The organism is Clavibacter sp. A6099, assembly GCF_021919125.1.
Taxonomy (GTDB): domain Bacteria; phylum Actinomycetota; class Actinomycetes; order Actinomycetales; family Microbacteriaceae; genus Clavibacter; species Clavibacter seminis.
In genome coordinates this window covers 2,868,761-2,886,922 of the sequence record NZ_CP083439.1, presented here as the reverse complement: position 1 = coordinate 2,886,922, position 18,162 = coordinate 2,868,761, and the positions used below count along the sequence as shown (strand labels likewise).

Here is an 18,162-nt window from a genome sequence, read left to right as displayed (position 1 = left end):
GGCCCCGCTCCGGCGGGGCCCTTCCTCGTCCCAGGGGGGCGTCTCGTCTCCGGGGGCGCGGGCCGCGCGCCCCCGTCCCGCACCGCCGGGCTCCCGGACCGGGCCCCCTCCCGGCGATACAGTGGGCGGACCCGGTGCCGGCCGACGCCCGGGGACCCGAGGAGGCGTCGTGCGGATGCTGGAGGACGTGGTCCTGGCATGGCGGGCGCACGCGCTCCGCCACGCCACGGACACCTCGACCTCGTCGGGCAGCGGGTCCGGATCCGGATCCTGCCCGGCCTGCGACGCATCGCCGTTCACGGATCAGGAGGCGATCCCGCGGGACGCGCCCCACACGGCGATCCACCCGCTCGTCGCCGCGCTCGAGGCCGCACGCGCCGAGGCGGCCCGCGATGCCGCGGAGCGCCTCTACCGCGAGACCCGAGGCCCCCTCTACCGCGACCACCCCTTCGGCATGCCCGCGTTCGTCGACTACGGGGAGCGCGAGGACGACATCCAGCGGGTCGTGGACGACGCGATGGCTCGTGAGCTCGCCCCGCTCGCGCCCGTCATCCGCCAGGCACTCGACCGGGTCGTGGCCCTGCGCCTCCAGGAGCTCGAGGGAGAGATCGGGCCGGTCCCCGACGGCGGCGACGGGACCGAACCCGAGCCGCTCTTCTAGGCACGGCGCGCGCGGCCGGCGGACGCCGTCCGTCATCCGGCGACACGGGAATACCGACACGGCGAGGGCGTTGAGACCATGGCGGTCGGCGCACCCGGACGGGTTCCGGGCATCGGGCGCCGCATCACCGCGAACACAGCACAAGCACCAGCACCCGCACGAGGCGATCCCGCACCGGGGATCCGCCGTGACCGCAAGGACCCCCATGACGCTCCGCTCCCGCATCCGTCCCTCCCTCGCCCTCACCGGCCTCCTGGCCGTGGCCGCCCTCGGCCTCGCGGGCTGCGCCTCGGGCGACGCGGGCACCGGATCCGCTGGCGGCACCTCCGGCACCCCCGCCGCCGCGACGAGCCTCTCCGACGTCAAGGCCAAGGGCGAGCTCGTCATCGGCACCGAGGGCACGTACTCGCCCTTCTCCTTCCACGAGGGATCCGGCTCGGGCGCCCTCACGGGCTACGACGTCGAGGTCGCGACGGCCGTCGCCGACGAGCTCGGCGTGAAGCCGGTCTTCGAGGAGACCCAGTTCGACGGCATCTTCGCGGGCCTCGAGGCCGGGCGCTGGGACGTCATCGCCAACCAGATCTCCATCACGGACGAGCGCAAGACGGTCTACGACTTCTCCGAGCCGTACACGGTCTCGCCCGGCGTGATCATCGTCAAGGGCTCCGACTCGGGCATCAGCTCGTTCGCCGACCTCGCCGGCAAGACCACCGCGCAGTCGCTCACGAGCAACTGGAACGAGCTCGCGACCCAGAGCGGCGCCAAGGTCGAGGCCGTCGAGGGCTTCGCGCAGGCGGTGACGCTCCTCCAGCAGGGCCGCGTCGACGCGACGATCAACGACCGCCTGACGCTGCTCGACTACCAGAAGCAGCAGGGCGACTCCGACCTGGAGGTCGCCGCGGAGACCGACGACCCGTCGCTCAGCGCGCTCGTCTTCCGCAAGGGCAGCGACGACCTCGTGACCGCGGTCGACCAGGCCCTCGCCGACCTGCGCGCCGACGGCACGCTCGCGTCGATCTCCGAGAAGTACTTCGGCGCGGACGTCTCGCAGTAGTCCGCCGCGTACGCTGACGGACGAGGACGAGACGAGGGGATCGCATGTCGAGGGAGTGGGACCTGTTCTGGTCGTCCTTCGGGCCGCTCGCGCTCGAGACGATCCGCGGCACCATCCCGCTCGCCCTCGTCACCTTCGCCCTCGGCCTCGCCATCGCGCTGGGCCTCGCGCTCATGCGGCTCTACGGCAACCGGCTCGTGTCCGGCATCGCGCGCTTCTACATCTCGGTCGTGCGCGGCACCCCGCTCCTGGTGCAGCTCTTCGTGATCTTCTACGGCCTGCCGTCCATCGGCGTGGTCCTGCCGCCGTGGCCGAGCGCGGTCATCGCCCTGTCGGTGAACGTCGGCGGGTACGCGGCGGAGATCATCCGCGCGTCGATCCTCTCGGTGCCGCGCGGGCAGTGGGAGGCCGGCCACACCATCGGCATGTCCCGCGCCCTGACGCTGCGCCGCATCATCGTGCCGCAGGCCGCCCGCGTGTCCGTGCCGCCGCTGTCGAACACGTTCATCAGCCTGGTGAAGGACACGTCCCTCGCCTCGGTGATCCTCGTGACCGAGCTCTTCAAGCAGGCGCAGCTCATCGCGTCGTCCACCTTCGAGTACATGCTGCTGTACCTCGAGGCGGCGCTGATCTACTGGCTCGTCTGCCTCGTGCTGTCGTTCGCGCAGACCCGACTCGAGAGGAGGCTCGACCGGTATGTCGCCCACTGATCCCGTCGATCCCGCGCCCGCCCCGCACCGGACGCCCGGCGAACCCGTCCTCACCGTCCGCGGCCTCCGCAAGTCGTTCGGCGACAACGAGGTCCTCCGCTCCATCGACCTCGAGGTCCGCCGCGGCGGCGTGACCGCGCTCATCGGCCCGAGCGGATCCGGCAAGACGACGGTCCTGCGCTCCCTCAACGGCCTCGAGGTGCCCGAGGAGGGCGTCGTCGAGGTCGCCGCGGCCGACGCCGACTCCCGATCCCGCACGACCGGCCCCCTCCGCGTCGACTTCGCCGCGAAGCCGAGGCACCGCGAGCTGCTCGCCCTGCGCGACCGCTCGGCGATGGTCTTCCAGCAGTACAACCTGTTCCCGCACAAGACCGTCCTGGAGAACGTCATCGAGGGCCCCGTGCAGGTCCAGCGACGACCCGTCGCCGAGGCGACCCGGGAGGCTGAGGAGCTCCTCGCGCGCGTCGGCCTCGCCGACAAGCGGGACCAGCACCCGTTCCAGCTGTCCGGCGGGCAGCAGCAGCGCGTGGGGATCGTGCGCGCGCTGGCGCTCCGGCCGCAGATCCTCCTGTTCGACGAGCCGACGTCCGCCCTCGACCCCGAGCTCGTGGGCGAGGTGCTCAGCGTCATCAAGGAGCTCGCCGACGAGGCGTGGACGATGGTGATCGTCACGCACGAGCTGGCCTTCGCCCGCCAGGTGGCAGACGAGGTCGTGTTCATGGACGGCGGCGTGGTGGTCGAGCGCGGGCACCCGTCCGAGGTCCTGCAGCACCCGACCGAGGAGCGCACGCGCCGCTTCCTGCAGCGGCTCCTCGAGCCCTTCTAGCCGCTCGCTCCCATCTCGCCCCTCCCCGGCACGCCGCCCGGGCAGCGGAGCGCCGCCGAGGTAGGTTCGTGCCATGACCGACGACAGGCCCGCCCCGCACCGACAGCCCGACGAGGCCGACCAGCCGCTGGATCCCCGCACCCCGGACGAGCGCGCCGCAGCCGCCTTCGACGACGGCCCCGCCGACCGGGGCGCCGACTCCGACACCTCGACCTTCGACCAGACGGCGTTCGCCGCCCCGGTCGACGAGGACCACGACGCGCGCGAGCGCGAGCGACGCGAGTCCGAGGCCCGCGTGGCGGAGGCCCGAGCGCGCGACGACCGCGAGCGCGAGGCCCGCGAGGCGGAGGCGCGTGAGGCGGAGGCGCGTGAGGCGGAGGCCCGTGAGGCCGAGGCCCGCCAGCGCGACGTCGAGGACCGGGAGCGCCGCGAGCGTGAGGCTCGCGAGGCCGACGCCCGCGAGCGCGAGGAGCGCGACCGCCGCGCCCGCGACGAGGAGACCGCGCGCCAGTCGCAGTCGCAGCCCATCTACGTGCAGGCCCCCGTCCCGCCGGAGAAGCGCGGCAACCGCGGCTTCGGCGTGCTCATCGCGATCGTCGCCGCCATCCTCTTCGCCCTGCTCTACTCGCTGGGCACCGCGCTCCTCGCCTCGGTGCGCAACCCCGACGCGTTCGGCGACGTCTTCGGCCGCTACATCGCGTCGCCCGTCTTCTACGTGCCCACGATCGCGTTCCTCGTGTTCTTCGTCCTGCTCGCGCTCCTGGTCAACCGGGGCAAGTGGTGGGCGTTCGTCCTCGGGGGCCTGCCGGTCGCGATCCTCGTCTACGCCGCGTACGTCGGCACGCGCCTCCTCCAGGGCGGCGTCATGGACCTCGCCCCGTCGGAGCAGGCGCTCCTGCTCCAGCGCACCGTGACCTTCCCCGACGGGATCCTCGCGGGCTTCCTCGCCCGCGAGCTCGTCACGTGGCTCGGCGCCGGCATCAGCGCGCGTGGCCGCCGCGTCAAGGCGAAGAACGCCGAAGCCCGCGCCGAGTACGACCGCAAGCTGGCGGAGCAGCCGGACCACCGCTGACGCGTGTCAGGCTGGGGGAGTGATCCCCCTCCTGGCCGCCGTCATGCACGTCGCGCTCGTCGTGTGCGTCTTCGGCTTCGTGGCCCTGCTCGGCGGTGACGAGGTGATCCCCGAGCGCGACGCCGGGGTCCTCCTCGGACCCGTGATGGTCGTGAGCGCCACGCTGGTCTTCGCCGTCGGCCTGATCCGCACCACGCGCGAGGCCGACCGCGAACGGCGAATTCCCGTCCTGCCCGTGATCGGCTGGGGCGTCGGCGCCTGGCTCGCGTACGGGATCGTCGGCGCCGTGCTCCGCCTCCTGGGCGGGACGGACGTGTTCGCGAGCCTCGCGTTCGCCGTCCGCCACCTCGTGGATCCGTTCGGCGTCGCCGTGCTGGGGATCTCGGCGCTGCTGGGCCTCGGCGCCGTCGCGCTGGCCACCCGCGGCCCCTCGTCCACCGTTTGACCGGCGAGTCGCGGAACTGTATCGTTGCGGGGGTGTGCGCTCAGGCGTGCGCTCGTGTCGTGCCGTGAAGTCGGTGCGCCGAGCGGGCCAGGAGCGCACCGACCAGGGTTCGTCCATTCGGCCGGCCCCCACGGCATACCCGCCGGCGCCTCCCACTCCCGTGGGCGACGGACGCGCGGGTCCAGTTGAACTCGATCCCCGCTCGCGGGCGTCGAATGCTGACCATCAACCCGCTGTCACCGTGCAGCATCGAGGAGTCCCGTAGTGCCCACCATCCAGCAGCTGGTCCGCAAGGGCCGCACGCCCAAGGTCGTCAAGACCAAGGCGCCCGCCCTGAAGGCGAACCCCCAGCAGCGCGGCGTCTGCACCCGCGTCTACACGACCACGCCCAAGAAGCCGAACTCGGCCCTGCGCAAGGTCGCCCGCGTCAAGCTCAGCAACGGCCAGGAGGTGACGGCCTACATCCCCGGTGAGGGCCACAACCTGCAGGAGCACTCCATGGTCCTCGTCCGCGGCGGTCGCGTGAAGGACCTCCCCGGCGTGCGCTACAAGATCGTCCGCGGCGCGCTCGACACCCAGGCCGTGAAGAACCGCAAGCAGGCTCGCAGCCGGTACGGCGCGAAGATGGAGAAGAAGTAATGCCTCGCAAGGGTCCCGCCCCCAAGCGCCCTGTCGTCGCAGATCCCGTCTACGGTGCGCCGATCGTCAGCCAGCTCGTCAACAAGATCCTGCTCGACGGCAAGAAGGGCCTCGCCGAGAAGATCGTCTACGACGCCCTCGCCGGCGTCGCCGCGAAGAACGGCCAGGACGCCGTCGTCACGCTGAAGAAGGCGCTCGACAACGTCCGCCCGGCCCTGGAGGTCCGCTCGCGCCGCGTGGGTGGCTCCACCTACCAGGTGCCGATCGAGGTCAAGCCGCACCGCGCGAACACCCTCGCGCTCCGCTGGCTCACGACGTACGCCAAGTCGCGTCGCGAGAAGACGATGACCGAGCGTCTCACCAACGAGATCCTCGACGCGTCGAACGGCCTCGGTGCCGCGGTCAAGCGCCGCGAGGACACCCACAAGATGGCCGAGTCGAACAAGGCCTTCGCGCACTACCGCTGGTAGTCGTCCACCTCGTTCGACAGCACCACCAACCCCTTTCGGAGGAACCTGTGGCACAGGACGTGCTCACCGACCTGAACAAGGTCCGCAACATCGGCATCATGGCTCACATCGATGCCGGCAAGACCACCACCACCGAGCGCATCCTGTACTACACGGGCATCACTCACAAGATCGGCGAGGTCCACGACGGCGCCGCCACGATGGACTGGATGGCCCAGGAGCAGGAGCGCGGCATCACGATCACGTCCGCCGCGACGACGTGCTTCTGGAACAAGAACCAGATCAACATCATCGACACCCCCGGGCACGTCGACTTCACCGTCGAGGTGGAGCGTTCGCTCCGCGTCCTCGACGGTGCGGTCGCCGTGTTCGACGGCAAGGAGGGCGTCGAGCCCCAGTCCGAGACGGTGTGGCGCCAGGCCGACAAGTACGACGTGCCGCGCATCTGCTTCGTCAACAAGATGGACAAGCTCGGCGCCGACTTCTACTTCACGGTCGACACGATCATCAACCGCCTCGGCGCGAAGCCGCTGGTCATCCAGCTGCCCATCGGCTCCGAGAGCGGCTTCGAGGGCGTCATCGACCTCGTCGAGATGCGCGCGCTGACGTGGCGCGGCGACTCCAAGGGAGACGTCGAGCTCGGTGCGAAGTACGACATCGAGGAGATCCCCGCGGATCTGCAGGACAAGGCGGACGAGTACCGGGCCAAGCTGCTCGAGACCGTCGCCGAGACCGACGACGCGCTGCTCGAGAAGTACTTCGGCGGCGAGGAGCTGACGGTGGCGGAGATCAAGGCCGCCATCCGCAAGCTCACCGTCAACAGCGAGATCTACCCCGTGCTCTGCGGTTCCGCGTTCAAGAACCGCGGCGTCCAGCCGATGCTCGACGCGGTCATCGACTACCTCCCCAGCCCGCTCGACGTGCCCCCCATGGAGGGCCACGACGTGCGCGACGAGGAGAAGATCATCATCCGCAAGCCCGACTCGACCGAGCCCTTCTCGGCGCTCGCGTTCAAGGTCGCGGTGCACCCGTTCTTCGGTCGCCTCACGTACGTCCGCGTCTACTCGGGCACCATCGCGAGCGGCTCGCAGGTCATCAACTCGACCAAGGGCAAGAAGGAGCGCATCGGGAAGATCTTCCAGATGCACTCCAACAAGGAGAACCCGGTCGACTCGGTCACCGCCGGTCACATCTACGCGGTCATCGGCCTCAAGGACACGACCACGGGCGACACGCTCTGCGACCCGCAGGACCAGATCGTCCTCGAGTCGATGACGTTCCCCGAGCCCGTCATCGAGGTCGCGATCGAGCCGAAGACGAAGGCCGACCAGGAGAAGCTGGGTGTCGCCATCCAGAAGCTCGCCGAGGAGGACCCGACCTTCCGCACCGAGCAGAACCAGGAGACCGGTCAGACGGTCATCAAGGGCATGGGCGAGCTCCACCTCGACATCCTGGTCGACCGCATGAAGCGCGAGTTCAACGTCGAGGCGAACGTCGGCAAGCCGCAGGTCGCGTACCGCGAGACCATCCGCGGCACGGTCGACAAGCACGACTTCACGCACAAGAAGCAGACGGGTGGATCCGGGCAGTTCGCCAAGATCCAGATCAAGATCGAGCCCATGGAGGTGACCGCGGAGAAGACCTACGAGTTCGACAACAAGGTCACCGGCGGTCGCGTCCCCCGGGAGTACATCCCGTCGGTGGACGCGGGCATCCAGGACGCGCTCCAGGTCGGCATCCTCGCCGGCTACCCGATGGTCGGCGTGAAGGCGACGCTGCTCGACGGCGCCGCGCACGACGTCGACTCCTCGGAGATGGCGTTCAAGATCGCCGGCTCGATGGCCTTCAAGGAGGCCGCGCGCAAGGCGAAGCCCGTGCTGCTCGAGCCGCTCATGGCCGTCGAGGTCCGCACGCCCGAGGAGTACATGGGCGACGTCATCGGCGACCTGAACTCCCGTCGCGGCCAGATCCAGGCCATGGAGGACGCGAGCGGCGTGAAGGTCATCACCGCGAACGTCCCCCTGTCGGAGATGTTCGGCTACGTCGGCGACCTGAGGAGCAAGACCTCGGGCCGCGCGGTGTACTCGATGAGCTTCGGCAGCTACGCCGAGGTCCCGAAGGCTGTCGCCGACGAGATCGTCCAGAAGAACAAGGGCGAGTAGCCCTCCAGTTCGAGCGGCATCCGCCGTTTCAGTACCATAAGCAAGATCTCCAACACGCAGGGCGTCCGGGAACACCCGGACGCCCCGCAACCGAGTCCTGAGGAGGACCCACAGTGGGTAAGGCCAAGTTCGAGCGGACCAAGCCGCACGTCAACATCGGAACGATCGGTCACGTCGACCACGGCAAGACGACGCTGACGGCAGCGATCTCCAAGGTCCTGGCGGACAAGTACCCGTCGGCGACCAACGTGCAGCGCGACTTCGCGTCCATCGACTCCGCTCCCGAGGAGCGCCAGCGCGGCATCACGATCAACATCTCGCACGTCGAGTACGAGACGCCCAAGCGTCACTACGCTCACGTCGACGCCCCGGGTCACGCTGACTACATCAAGAACATGATCACGGGCGCCGCCCAGATGGACGGCGCGATCCTCGTGGTCGCCGCCACCGACGGCCCCATGGCGCAGACGCGCGAGCACGTGCTGCTCGCGAAGCAGGTCGGCGTGCCGTACCTGCTCGTCGCGCTCAACAAGTCGGACATGGTCGACGACGAGGAGATCCTCGAGCTCGTCGAGCTCGAGGTCCGCGAGCTGCTCTCCAGCCAGGACTTCGACGGCGACAACGCCCCCGTCGTCCAGGTCTCCGGCCTCAAGGCGCTCGAGGGCGACGAGAAGTGGGTCGAGCAGATCGTCAAGCTCATGGAGGCCGTCGACGAGTCCATCCCCGAGCCCGTCCGCGACAAGGACAAGCCGTTCCTCATGCCCGTCGAGGACGTCTTCACGATCACCGGTCGTGGAACCGTCGTCACGGGTCGCGCCGAGCGCGGCACCCTCGCCATCAACTCGGACGTCGAGATCGTGGGCATCCGTCCCACCGTCAAGACCACCGTCACGGGCATCGAGATGTTCCACAAGCAGCTCGACGAGGCCTGGGCCGGCGAGAACTGCGGGCTCCTGCTCCGCGGCACCAAGCGCGAGGACGTCGAGCGCGGCCAGGTCATCGTCAAGCCGGGTTCGGTCACGCCGCACACGGACTTCGAGGGCACCGCGTACATCCTCTCCAAGGAGGAGGGCGGGCGTCACAACCCGTTCTACGCGAACTACCGTCCCCAGTTCTACTTCCGCACCACCGACGTCACCGGCGTCATCACGCTGCCCGAGGGCACCGAGATGGTCATGCCCGGCGACACCACCGACATGAACGTCGCGCTGATCCAGCCGATCGCCATGGAGGAGGGCCTCGGCTTCGCCATCCGCGAGGGTGGCCGCACCGTCGGCGCCGGCACGGTCACGAAGATCGTCAAGTAGCACCCAGCTCCACCAGCACCACCTCCGACAGGGTCGGGCCGTCATGGCCCGGCCCTGTCGGCCGTTGAGGCGTGGCGATGTGTCACGGCTGGCCGGGAGCTGTCGCATCGTGCCCTAATCGATGGCCGCGCTGCGCGTAGGTTCGACCAATGGTCAGACTCCGGCGCAGCGACGCCACCGGCAAGGGCTACACGCGCAGGCGCTCGGGCAAGGGCTGGACCTACCTCGACTCCGACGGGAACCGCGTCACCGACAAGGAGCTGCGCGCGCGCATGGACCACCTCGGCATCCCGCCGGCTTGGACCGACGTCTGGATCGCGCCCTACGAGAACGGCCACGTGCAGGCCACGGGCATGGACAGCGCCGGACGGCGGCAGTACATCTACCACCCGACCTGGCGCGAGCAGAAGGACCGGATCAAGTTCGACCGCGCGCTGCAGCTGGCCGAGTCGCTCCCCGCCGCGCGGCGCCAGGTCACCATCCACCTCCGCCAGGACGGCTTCACCCGCGAGCGCGCGTTGGCCGCCGGCTTCCGGATGCTCGACACGGGCAGCCTCCGCGTCGGCAGCGAGCGCTACACCGAGTCGAACGGCAGCCACGGCCTGTCGACGCTGCTGTGCTCGCACGTCACTGTGCACGAGGACACCGTGCACCTCGAGTTCCCGGCGAAGAGCGGGCAGGAGTGGTCGAGCGACATCCGGGACCACGACCTCGTGCAGGTCGTCGGTGGCCTGCAGGAGCGCGGTCCGAACGCGCGGCTGCTGGCCTACGAGGACGGCGGCGAGTGGCACCCGCTCGGCGCGGCCGACATCAACGACTACGTGCGCGAGCGCACGGGCGGCGAGTTCACCGCCAAGGACTTCCGGACGCTGCACGGCACTGTCGCCGCGGCGATCAGCCTGGCGAAGCACGGTCCCGAGGCGACCAAGGGCAAGCGGCAGCGCGCGCTCGCGCAGGCGTACCGCGACGCCGCCGAGGTGCTCAGCAACACCCCGACGATCGCGAAGAACAGCTACGTGGATCCGCGGCTCGTCGACGAGTACGCCCACGGCCGCACGATCGACCCGCAGCGCCTGGCCTCGGGTGAGACGGAGTTGCGGAACCTGCTGTTCCGGTGACCGGAGCGGCAGCTCCTCGCCATCCGCGCGAGGCACCGAGAGCCCCGGAAACACGGGGGAGTGGGCGCGACACGCCCGGGTTGCACGCATGGCCGGACTATGACAAACTCGTCTAGTTCAACATTCCGGTGCACGCCGCCCTGCGCGCGAGACATCGGATCACTGCCAGGCAGTGCATAGCCGCTCGGAGCGCTCGTCGCTCCCGGAGCAGGTTAGGCCGCGGGCAGCAGAGCAGAAGCACACGACACCCACCGGATGAGCACCGCTCGTCCGCGCCCGCATGCGGGCGGGTGCACGAGCTGCCCGAGGCCGCGTCCCACGATGCGCGCCCGGGTGCACCACGGATGGGGCGCGCCACGAGGCCGGGCCATCCGAGCGAGGGACACACGCGTCCAATACGGTCCGAGGCCGCATGACGCACGAAAGAGAGAGAGTCACACATGGCGGGACAGAAGATCCGCATCCGACTTAAGTCGTACGACCACTCGGTCATCGACTCCTCGGCCCGGAAGATCGTCGACACGGTGACCCGCGCGGGCGCCACGGTCGTCGGCCCGGTGCCGCTGCCCACGGAGAAGAACGTGATCTGCGTGATCCGTTCCCCCCACAAGTACAAGGACAGCCGCGAGCACTTCGAGATGCGCACGCACAAGCGTCTGATCGACATCGTCGACCCGACGCCGAAGGCGGTCGACTCGCTCATGCGACTCGACCTCCCGGCCGACGTCAACATCGAGATCAAGCTCTAAGGGAACCCATGTCTACCGCTAACAGGACTTTCACCGGTCTGCTCGGCACGAAGCTGGGCATGACGCAGGTGTGGGACGAGAACAACAAGCTCATCCCCGTGACCGTCGTGCAGATCACCCCGAACGTCGTCACCCAGGTGCGCACGCCCGAGGTCGACGGCTACGGCGCCATCCAGATCGCCTACGGGCAGATCGACCCCCGCAAGGCCGACAAGCCGAGCACCGGCCACTTCGAGAAGGCCGGCGTCACGCCGCGCCGCCACCTCACCGAGGTCCGCACGGCCGACTTCGCCGAGTACACGCTCGGCCAGGAGATCACCGTGGGCGCCTTCGAGCCCGGCTCCAAGGTCGACGTCGTCGGCACCAGCAAGGGCAAGGGCTTCGCCGGCGTCATGAAGCGCCACAACTTCAAGGGCGTCTCCGCTTCGCACGGTTCGCACCGCAACCACCGCAAGCCCGGCTCCATCGGCGCCTCCTCGACCCCCAGCCGTGTCTTCAAGGGCATGCGCATGGCCGGTCGCATGGGCGGCGAGCGCGTCACCGTGCTGAACCTCGTCGTCCACAGCGTGGACGCCGAGAAGGGCCTCCTGCTCGTCAAGGGCGCAGTGCCCGGCGCGCGTGGCCGCATCGTCTTCGTCCGCAACGCAGTGAAGGGGAAGTAGTCATGGCTACCGACACCCAGCTCGACGTCCTCGACGCGACCGGTGCAGTCACCGGCTCCGTCGACCTGCCCGCGTCGCTCTTCGACGTGCAGACCAACGTCCCGCTCATCCACCAGGTCGTCGTCGCCCAGCTCGCCGCGGCGCGCCAGGGGACGCACAAGACCAAGGGCCGCGGCGAGGTCTCCGGCGCCGGCCGCAAGCCGTTCAAGCAGAAGGGAACCGGTCGCGCTCGTCAGGGCTCGATCCGCGCCCCCCAGATGACCGGCGGTGGCATCGTCCACGGACCCACGCCCCGCAACTACTCGCAGCGCACCCCCAAGAAGATGATCGCCGCGGCTCTGCTCGGCGCCCTCTCCGACCGCGCGCGCGGCGCCCGCCTCCACGTCATCGAGAGCCTCTCCGCTGGAGACGTCCCCTCGACGAAGACCGTGGTCGCGCTGCTCGAGGGCATCGCCACGAGCAAGCACGTCCTCATCGTCCTGGAGCGCACCGACGAGGTCAGCCTCCGCAGCGTGCGCAACATCCCGACGGTCCACGTGCTGTCCTACGACCAGCTCAACGCGTACGACGTGCTCGTGAGCGACGACATCGTCTTCACGAAGGGCGCGTTCGACGCGTTCGTCGAGTCGAAGACGGCCAAGGAAGAGGTTGCCGCATGAGCGCCACCCAGAAGGATCCCCGCGACATCATCATCGCGCCGGTCGTCTCCGAGAAGAGCTACGGCCTGATCGACCAGGGCAAGTACACGTTCATCGTGGACCCCCGCTCGAACAAGACCGAGATCAAGCTCGCGATCGAGAAGATCTTCGGCGTGCAGGTCGCGTCGGTCAACACGCTCAACAAGCAGGGCAAGACCCGCCGGACCAAGTTCGGGATGGGCAAGCGCAAGGACACCAAGCGCGCCATCGTCTCCCTCAAGTCGGGCTCCATCGACATCTTCACGACTGTCGGCTGAGACCGGGACTAGGAAAACACCAATGGCCATTCGCAAGTACAAGCCCACGACCCCGGGTCGTCGCGGTTCGTCCGTCGCCGACTTCGCGGAGATCACGCGTTCGACGCCCGAGAAGTCCCTGCTGCGCCCCCTCCCCAAGCACGGTGGTCGCAACAACGCCGGTCGCATCACCACCCGCCACATCGGTGGTGGGCACAAGCGCCAGTACCGCGTCATCGACTTCAAGCGCAACGACAAGGACGGCGTCCTCGCCACCGTCGCGCACATCGAGTACGACCCCAACCGCACGGCGCGCATCGCGCTCCTGCACTTCATCGACGGCACGAAGCGCTACATCATCGCGCCGAACAAGCTGAAGCAGGGCGACAAGATCGAGTCGGGCGCCCAGGCCGACATCAAGCCCGGCAACAACCTGCCGCTGCGCAACATCCCCACGGGTACCGTCATCCACGCCATCGAGCTCCGCCCCGGCGGCGGCGCGAAGATGGGCCGCTCCGCCGGCGCCTCCGTGCGCCTCGTGGCGAAGGACGGCCCCTACGCCCAGCTGCGCCTGCCCTCCGGCGAGATCCGCAACGTCGATGCGCGCTGCCGCGCGACCATCGGCGAGGTCGGCAACGCCGAGCAGTCGAACATCAACTGGGGCAAGGCCGGCCGCATGCGCTGGAAGGGCGTCCGCCCGACCGTCCGCGGTGTCGCCATGAACCCGGTCGACCACCCGCACGGTGGTGGTGAGGGCAAGACCTCCGGTGGTCGCCACCCGGTCAGCCCGTGGGGCCAGAAGGAAGGCCGCACGCGCCACATCAACAAGCCCAGCGACAAGCTCATCGTTCGCCGCCGCAACGCCGGCAAGAAGCGCAAGTAGGAGTTGTAGAAGATGCCACGCAGTCTGAAGAAGGGCCCCTTCGTCGACGACCACCTGCTCCGCAAGGTGATCTCGGCGAACGAGGCCAGCAGCAAGAACGTGATCAAGACCTGGTCGCGCCGCTCGATGATCATCCCGGCGATGCTGGGTCACACCATCGCGGTGCACGACGGTCGCAAGCACGTCCCCGTGTTCGTCACGGAGTCCATGGTCGGACACAAGCTCGGCGAGTTCGCGCTCACGCGCACCTTCCGCGGCCACGTGAAGGACGACAAGAAGGGTCGTCGCCGCTAACGCGGCGACGAGAAGGAGGAGAGAAATGGTGGAGTCGATCGCACGCGTGCGTCACATCCGCGTCACCCCCCAGAAGGCCCGTCGCGTCGTGGACATGATCCGTGGCAAGCAGGCCGAGGAGGCCCTGGCCATCCTGAAGTTCGCGCCGCAGGGCGCGAGCGAGCCGATCTACAAGCTGGTGGCCTCGGCCATGGCGAACGCGCGGGTCAAGGCCGACGCGTCCAACAGCTTCCTCGCGGAGCAGGACCTCTACATCGCCAAGGCGTTCGTGGACGAGGGCACCACCCTCAAGCGGTTCCAGCCGCGCGCACAGGGTCGCGCATTCCGTATCAACAAGCGCACCAGCCACATCACGGTCGTCCTCGCGACGCCGGATGAGGCGGACGTGGCGACGACCACGAAGAAGGCGAGCAAGTAATGGGACAGAAGGTCAACCCGTACGGGTTCCGTCTCGGGATCACGACCGACCACGTGTCGCGTTGGTTCTCGGACAGCACGAAGAAGGGGCAGCGTTACAGCGACTACGTCGCCGAGGACGTGCGCATCCGCACCATGCTCAAGACGAGCCTCGACCGCGCCGGTGTGGCGCGCATCGAGATCGAGCGCACCCGTGACCGTGTCCGCGTGGACATCTACACGGCCCGCCCGGGCATCGTCATCGGCCGCCGCGGCGTCGAGGCCGAGCGCATCCGCGCCGACCTCGAGAAGCTCACGGGCAAGCAGATCCAGCTGAACATCCTCGAGGTGAAGAACCCCGAGGCCGAGGCGCAGCTGGTCGCCCAGGGCATCGCCGAGCAGCTCGCGGGTCGTGTGGCGTTCCGCCGTGCGATGCGCAAGGGCCTGCAGGGCGCGCAGCGCGCCGGCGCCAAGGGCGTCCGCATCCAGGTGTCGGGCCGCCTCGGCGGCGCCGAGATGAGCCGCTCGGAGTTCTACCGCGAGGGCCGCGTGCCCCTGCACACCCTCCGCGCGAACATCGACTACGGCTTCTACGAGGCCCGCACGTCCTTCGGCCGCATCGGCGTGAAGGTCTGGGTCTACAAGGGCGACATCACCAACAAGGATCTCGCTCGGGAGCAGGCGAACCAGAAGTCGTCGCGCCCGGAGCGTCGTAACGACCGTTCCGACGGTCGAACCGGAGATCGCCGCACCAACGCGCCGCGCACCGCGCCGGCCGCCGAGGCAGCGCCGGTCGCCGCAGCAGGAGTTGAGGCGTAATCATGTTGATCCCCCGCAAGGTCAAGCACCGCAAGCAGCACCACCCGGGTCGTACCGGCCACGCGACCGGCGGCACCGTCGTCTCGTTCGGCGAGTACGGCATCCAGGCCCTCACGCCCGCCTACGTGACCAACCGCCAGATCGAGTCCGCTCGAATCGCCATGACGCGATACGTCAAGCGCGGCGGCAACGTCTACATCAACATCTTCCCGGACCGTCCGCTCACCAAGAAGCCCGCCGAGACCCGCATGGGTTCCGGCAAGGGCTCGGTCGAGTGGTGGGTCGCGAACGTCAAGCCGGGTCGTGTGCTCTTCGAGCTCTCCGGCGTCGACGAGGAGACCGCGCGTGCGGCGCTCACCCGGGCCATCCACAAGCTGCCCCTCAAGGCACGCATCATCAAGCGCGAGGAAGGCGACGCATAATGGCGATCGGTTCCAAGGAGCTCGCCCCCGTCGAGCTGGACACTTTCGAGGACGAGCGACTCGTCGAAGAGCTGAAGAAGGCCAAGGAGGAGCTGTTCAACCTGCGCTTCCAGTCGGCCACCGGTCAGCTCGACAGCCACGGCCGCCTCCGCGCGGTCAAGCGCGACATCGCTCGGATCTACACGGTCATCCGCGAGCGCGAGCTGGGCATCCGTGCCACGCCCGCCCCCGTCGAGGTCCCCGAGAAGCCCGAGAAGAAGAAGGCGACGAAGAAGGCCGCGAAGGCCGACGACACCGCCGTCACCGAGAAGGCTGAGGAGGCTTGATCATGGCGAACGCCGAAGAGAAGAACACGGCTGACACCGCGACGGCCGAGCGCGGCTACCGCAAGTCCCGTCGTGGCTACGTCACCAGCGACAAGATGGACAAGACCATCGTCGTCGAGGTCGAGGACCGCGTGAAGCACCCGCTGTACGGCAAGGTCATCCGCCGCACCTCCAAGGTCAAGGCGCACGACGAGGCGAACACCGCCGGCATCGGCGACCTGGTCCTGATCAACGAGACCCGTCCCCTCAGCGCCTCCAAGCGCTGGCGCCTGGTCGAGATCCTCGAGAAGGCCAAGTAGCCCCGGCTGCTTGGATAAGGAGCAACAGTGATTCAGCAGGAATCCCGCCTCAAGATCGCGGACAACACGGGTGCCAAGGAGATCTTGACCATCCGCGTGCTCGGTGGCTCGGGTCGCCGCTACGCCGGTCTCGGTGACGTCATCGTCGCGACCGTCAAGGACGCGATCCCCGGCGGAAACGTCAAGAAGGGCGAGGTCGTCAAGGCCGTCATCGTCCGCACCAAGAAGGAGACGCGCCGTCCCGACGGCTCGTACATCAAGTTCGACGAGAACGCCGCCGTCATCCTGAACAGCAACGGGGAGCCCCGCGGCACCCGCATCTTCGGACCGGTGGGCCGCGAGCTCCGGGACAAGAAGTTCATGAAGATCATCTCGCTGGCACCGGAGGTCATTTAGTCATGGCGAACATCAAGAAGGGTGACCTCGTGCAGGTCATCACGGGTCGCACGCAGGCCAAGGGCGGCGACCGGGGCAAGCAGGGCCGCGTCCTGTCCGTCCTGGTCGAGCGCAACCGCGTCGTCGTCGAGGGCGTGAACTTCGTCACGAAGCACGTCCGCGTCGGCCAGACGCAGCGCGGCTCCAAGACCGGCGGCATCGAGACCATCGAGGCGCCCATCCACATCTCCAACGTCGCGCTCGTCGACCCCGAGTCCAAGAAGCCCACGCGAGTCGGCTTCCGGACCGAGCAGGTCGAGAAGGACGGGGTCTCCAAGACCGTCCGCGTCCGCTACGCCAAGAAGTCAGGTAAGGACCTCTAGCAATGACCGACACCGCAACCGCTGACACGGCCGAGGGCACGCAGCTCCCGCGCCTGAAGCAGAAGTACCGCACCGAGATCGTCAGCCAGCTGACCGCTGATCTCGGCTTCACGAACGTGCACCAGGTGCCCGGGCTCACGAAGATCGTCGTGAACATGGGCGTCGGCGACGCCGCACGTGACGGCAAGATCATCGACGGCGCGGTCGCCGACCTCACCAAGATCACGGGCCAGAAGCCGCAGGTCACGAAGGCCCGCAAGTCGATCGCCCAGTTCAAGCTGCGTGAGGGCCAGGCCATCGGCACCCACGTGACGCTGCGCGGCGACCGCATGTGGGAGTTCCTCGACCGCCTGCTGTCCCTCGCCCTGCCCCGCATCCGCGACTTCCGCGGGCTCAGCCCGAAGCAGTTCGACGGCAACGGCAACTACACGTTCGGTCTCAACGAGCAGTCCATGTTCCACGAGATCGACCAGGACCGCATCGACCGGGTCCGCGGCATGGACATCACGGTCGTCACGACCGCTCGGACGGACGACGAGGGACGCGCGCTGCTCAAGGCGCTCGGCTTCCCGTTCCAGACGCCCGAGAACACGCCGTAACCAGCTGCGTCAGACGCAGCACCAGCTCCACCCGCACGACCAGCACGACCGCATCACCGCACGATCGGCGCCGGGCACCTCCGCCCGGCGCCGCCACCACCACAGGTCGTCATCCGTGTCCGGATGAACGAAACCAGGCGAGAGAGGCACCACCAGATATGACAATGACCGACCCGGTCGCTGACATGCTGACCCGACTCCGGAACGCGAACTCCGCGCACCACGACACGGTCTCCATGCCGCACTCCAAGCTCAAGTCGCACATCGCCGACATCCTCAAGTCCGAGGGCTTCATCGCCGGCTGGGACGTCGCGGACGCCCGCGTCGGCCAGACGCTGACGCTCAGCCTCAAGTTCGGCCCCGACCGCGAGCGCTCCATCCGGGGCATCAAGCGCGTGTCGAAGCCCGGACTGCGCGTGTACGCGAAGTCCGCGGAGATCCCCCAGGTCCTCGGTGGCCTCGGGGTCGCCATCCTGTCCACCTCCTCGGGGCTCCTCACGGACCGCCAGGCTGCGAAGAAGGGCGTGGGTGGGGAAGTCCTCGCCTACGTGTGGTAA

Annotated in this window: 26 protein-coding genes; all 26 read left to right on the top strand. The window is 68.8% G+C overall.

Annotated features, from left to right (window positions below):
- Window positions 1-175: 175 nt before the first annotated feature.
- The 26 genes from KYT88_RS13660 (at window position 176) to rpsH (ending at window position 18,162) form a co-directional block, all read left to right on the top strand.
- Window positions 176-661, top strand: a complete 486-nt coding sequence (locus tag KYT88_RS13660) for a hypothetical protein (protein ID WP_237583843.1) — start codon at window positions 176-178, stop codon at window positions 659-661.
- 205 nt (window positions 662-866) lie between these two features.
- Window positions 867-1,715 carry an amino acid ABC transporter substrate-binding protein gene (locus tag KYT88_RS13655; protein WP_043584333.1) on the top strand — a complete coding sequence of 283 codons (849 nt, stop codon included), beginning with the start codon at window positions 867-869 and terminating at the stop codon, window positions 1,713-1,715.
- 44 nt (window positions 1,716-1,759) lie between these two features.
- Window positions 1,760-2,425, top strand: coding sequence for an amino acid ABC transporter permease (locus KYT88_RS13650; RefSeq protein WP_012039316.1), 666 nt, complete (start codon window positions 1,760-1,762; stop codon window positions 2,423-2,425).
- Entirely contained in the window at window positions 2,412-3,251 is an 840-nt protein-coding gene (locus tag KYT88_RS13645) for an amino acid ABC transporter ATP-binding protein (RefSeq protein WP_043584331.1), read from the top strand. Before KYT88_RS13650 ends, KYT88_RS13645 begins: the two co-directional genes overlap by 14 nt.
- Window positions 3,252-3,324: 73 nt before the next feature.
- On the top strand, window positions 3,325-4,323 hold the full coding sequence (locus KYT88_RS13640; protein ID WP_043584330.1) for a hypothetical protein: 999 nt from the start codon (window positions 3,325-3,327) through the stop codon (window positions 4,321-4,323).
- 19 nt (window positions 4,324-4,342) lie between these two features.
- The gene (locus KYT88_RS13635; protein WP_237583683.1) at window positions 4,343-4,768 is read left to right on the top strand and encodes a DUF6121 family protein; all 426 of its coding nucleotides are present in this window, start codon (window positions 4,343-4,345) and stop codon (window positions 4,766-4,768) included.
- A 264-nt stretch (window positions 4,769-5,032) separates the two neighbouring features.
- On the top strand, window positions 5,033-5,407 hold the full coding sequence (gene rpsL / locus KYT88_RS13630; RefSeq protein WP_012039312.1) for a 30S ribosomal protein S12: 375 nt from the start codon (window positions 5,033-5,035) through the stop codon (window positions 5,405-5,407).
- Window positions 5,407-5,877 carry a 30S ribosomal protein S7 gene (gene rpsG, locus KYT88_RS13625; RefSeq protein ID WP_012039311.1) on the top strand — a complete coding sequence of 157 codons (471 nt, stop codon included), beginning with the start codon at window positions 5,407-5,409 and terminating at the stop codon, window positions 5,875-5,877. The genes rpsL and rpsG overlap by 1 nt, the downstream gene beginning before the upstream one ends.
- Before the next feature lie 47 nt (window positions 5,878-5,924).
- The gene (gene fusA / locus KYT88_RS13620) at window positions 5,925-8,039 is read left to right on the top strand and encodes an elongation factor G (RefSeq protein WP_043584328.1); all 2,115 of its coding nucleotides are present in this window, start codon (window positions 5,925-5,927) and stop codon (window positions 8,037-8,039) included.
- 113 nt (window positions 8,040-8,152) lie between these two features.
- Entirely contained in the window at window positions 8,153-9,346 is a 1,194-nt protein-coding gene (tuf, locus tag KYT88_RS13615; RefSeq protein WP_043584326.1) for an elongation factor Tu, read from the top strand.
- A gap of 149 nt (window positions 9,347-9,495) precedes the next feature.
- Complete coding sequence (locus KYT88_RS13610) at window positions 9,496-10,464, top strand: DNA topoisomerase IB (protein ID WP_043584324.1); 969 nt, start codon at window positions 9,496-9,498, stop codon at window positions 10,462-10,464.
- 440 nt (window positions 10,465-10,904) lie between these two features.
- Window positions 10,905-11,213, top strand: coding sequence for a 30S ribosomal protein S10 (rpsJ, locus tag KYT88_RS13605; RefSeq protein ID WP_012039307.1), 309 nt, complete (start codon window positions 10,905-10,907; stop codon window positions 11,211-11,213).
- Between the two features lie 8 nt (window positions 11,214-11,221).
- Window positions 11,222-11,875, top strand: coding sequence for a 50S ribosomal protein L3 (gene rplC, locus KYT88_RS13600; RefSeq protein WP_015491191.1), 654 nt, complete (start codon window positions 11,222-11,224; stop codon window positions 11,873-11,875).
- A 2-nt stretch (window positions 11,876-11,877) separates the two neighbouring features.
- Window positions 11,878-12,534 (top strand): 50S ribosomal protein L4, encoded by a 657-nt coding sequence (rplD, locus tag KYT88_RS13595; protein WP_043584322.1) that lies wholly within the window; start codon window positions 11,878-11,880, stop codon window positions 12,532-12,534.
- The gene (gene rplW / locus KYT88_RS13590) at window positions 12,531-12,830 is read left to right on the top strand and encodes a 50S ribosomal protein L23 (protein WP_012039304.1); all 300 of its coding nucleotides are present in this window, start codon (window positions 12,531-12,533) and stop codon (window positions 12,828-12,830) included. The genes rplD and rplW overlap by 4 nt, the downstream gene beginning before the upstream one ends.
- A 22-nt stretch (window positions 12,831-12,852) precedes the next feature.
- Complete coding sequence (gene rplB / locus KYT88_RS13585; RefSeq protein WP_012297756.1) at window positions 12,853-13,692, top strand: 50S ribosomal protein L2; 840 nt, start codon at window positions 12,853-12,855, stop codon at window positions 13,690-13,692.
- A 12-nt stretch (window positions 13,693-13,704) separates the two neighbouring features.
- On the top strand, window positions 13,705-13,986 hold the full coding sequence (rpsS, locus tag KYT88_RS13580; protein ID WP_012039302.1) for a 30S ribosomal protein S19: 282 nt from the start codon (window positions 13,705-13,707) through the stop codon (window positions 13,984-13,986).
- A 25-nt stretch (window positions 13,987-14,011) separates the two neighbouring features.
- Window positions 14,012-14,404, top strand: a complete 393-nt coding sequence (gene rplV / locus KYT88_RS13575) for a 50S ribosomal protein L22 (RefSeq protein ID WP_012039301.1) — start codon at window positions 14,012-14,014, stop codon at window positions 14,402-14,404.
- On the top strand, window positions 14,404-15,201 hold the full coding sequence (gene rpsC, locus KYT88_RS13570; protein ID WP_012039300.1) for a 30S ribosomal protein S3: 798 nt from the start codon (window positions 14,404-14,406) through the stop codon (window positions 15,199-15,201). Before rplV ends, rpsC begins: the two co-directional genes overlap by 1 nt.
- A gap of 2 nt (window positions 15,202-15,203) precedes the next feature.
- On the top strand, window positions 15,204-15,623 hold the full coding sequence (rplP, locus tag KYT88_RS13565; protein ID WP_043584321.1) for a 50S ribosomal protein L16: 420 nt from the start codon (window positions 15,204-15,206) through the stop codon (window positions 15,621-15,623).
- Window positions 15,623-15,949: a 50S ribosomal protein L29 gene (gene rpmC / locus KYT88_RS13560; protein ID WP_043584319.1), complete on the top strand. Its 327-nt coding sequence runs from the start codon at window positions 15,623-15,625 to the stop codon at window positions 15,947-15,949. The genes rplP and rpmC overlap by 1 nt, the downstream gene beginning before the upstream one ends.
- A 2-nt stretch (window positions 15,950-15,951) precedes the next feature.
- Complete coding sequence (gene rpsQ, locus KYT88_RS13555) at window positions 15,952-16,248, top strand: 30S ribosomal protein S17 (protein ID WP_043584318.1); 297 nt, start codon at window positions 15,952-15,954, stop codon at window positions 16,246-16,248.
- Window positions 16,249-16,275: 27 nt separating this feature from the next.
- Window positions 16,276-16,644: a 50S ribosomal protein L14 gene (gene rplN / locus KYT88_RS13550; protein WP_012039296.1), complete on the top strand. Its 369-nt coding sequence runs from the start codon at window positions 16,276-16,278 to the stop codon at window positions 16,642-16,644.
- Between the two features lie 2 nt (window positions 16,645-16,646).
- Window positions 16,647-17,006 carry a 50S ribosomal protein L24 gene (gene rplX / locus KYT88_RS13545; RefSeq protein ID WP_043584317.1) on the top strand — a complete coding sequence of 120 codons (360 nt, stop codon included), beginning with the start codon at window positions 16,647-16,649 and terminating at the stop codon, window positions 17,004-17,006.
- Between the two features lie 2 nt (window positions 17,007-17,008).
- Window positions 17,009-17,605: a 50S ribosomal protein L5 gene (rplE, locus tag KYT88_RS13540; protein WP_043584316.1), complete on the top strand. Its 597-nt coding sequence runs from the start codon at window positions 17,009-17,011 to the stop codon at window positions 17,603-17,605.
- 158 nt (window positions 17,606-17,763) lie between these two features.
- Window positions 17,764-18,162: a 30S ribosomal protein S8 gene (gene rpsH / locus KYT88_RS13535; protein WP_012039293.1), complete on the top strand. Its 399-nt coding sequence runs from the start codon at window positions 17,764-17,766 to the stop codon at window positions 18,160-18,162.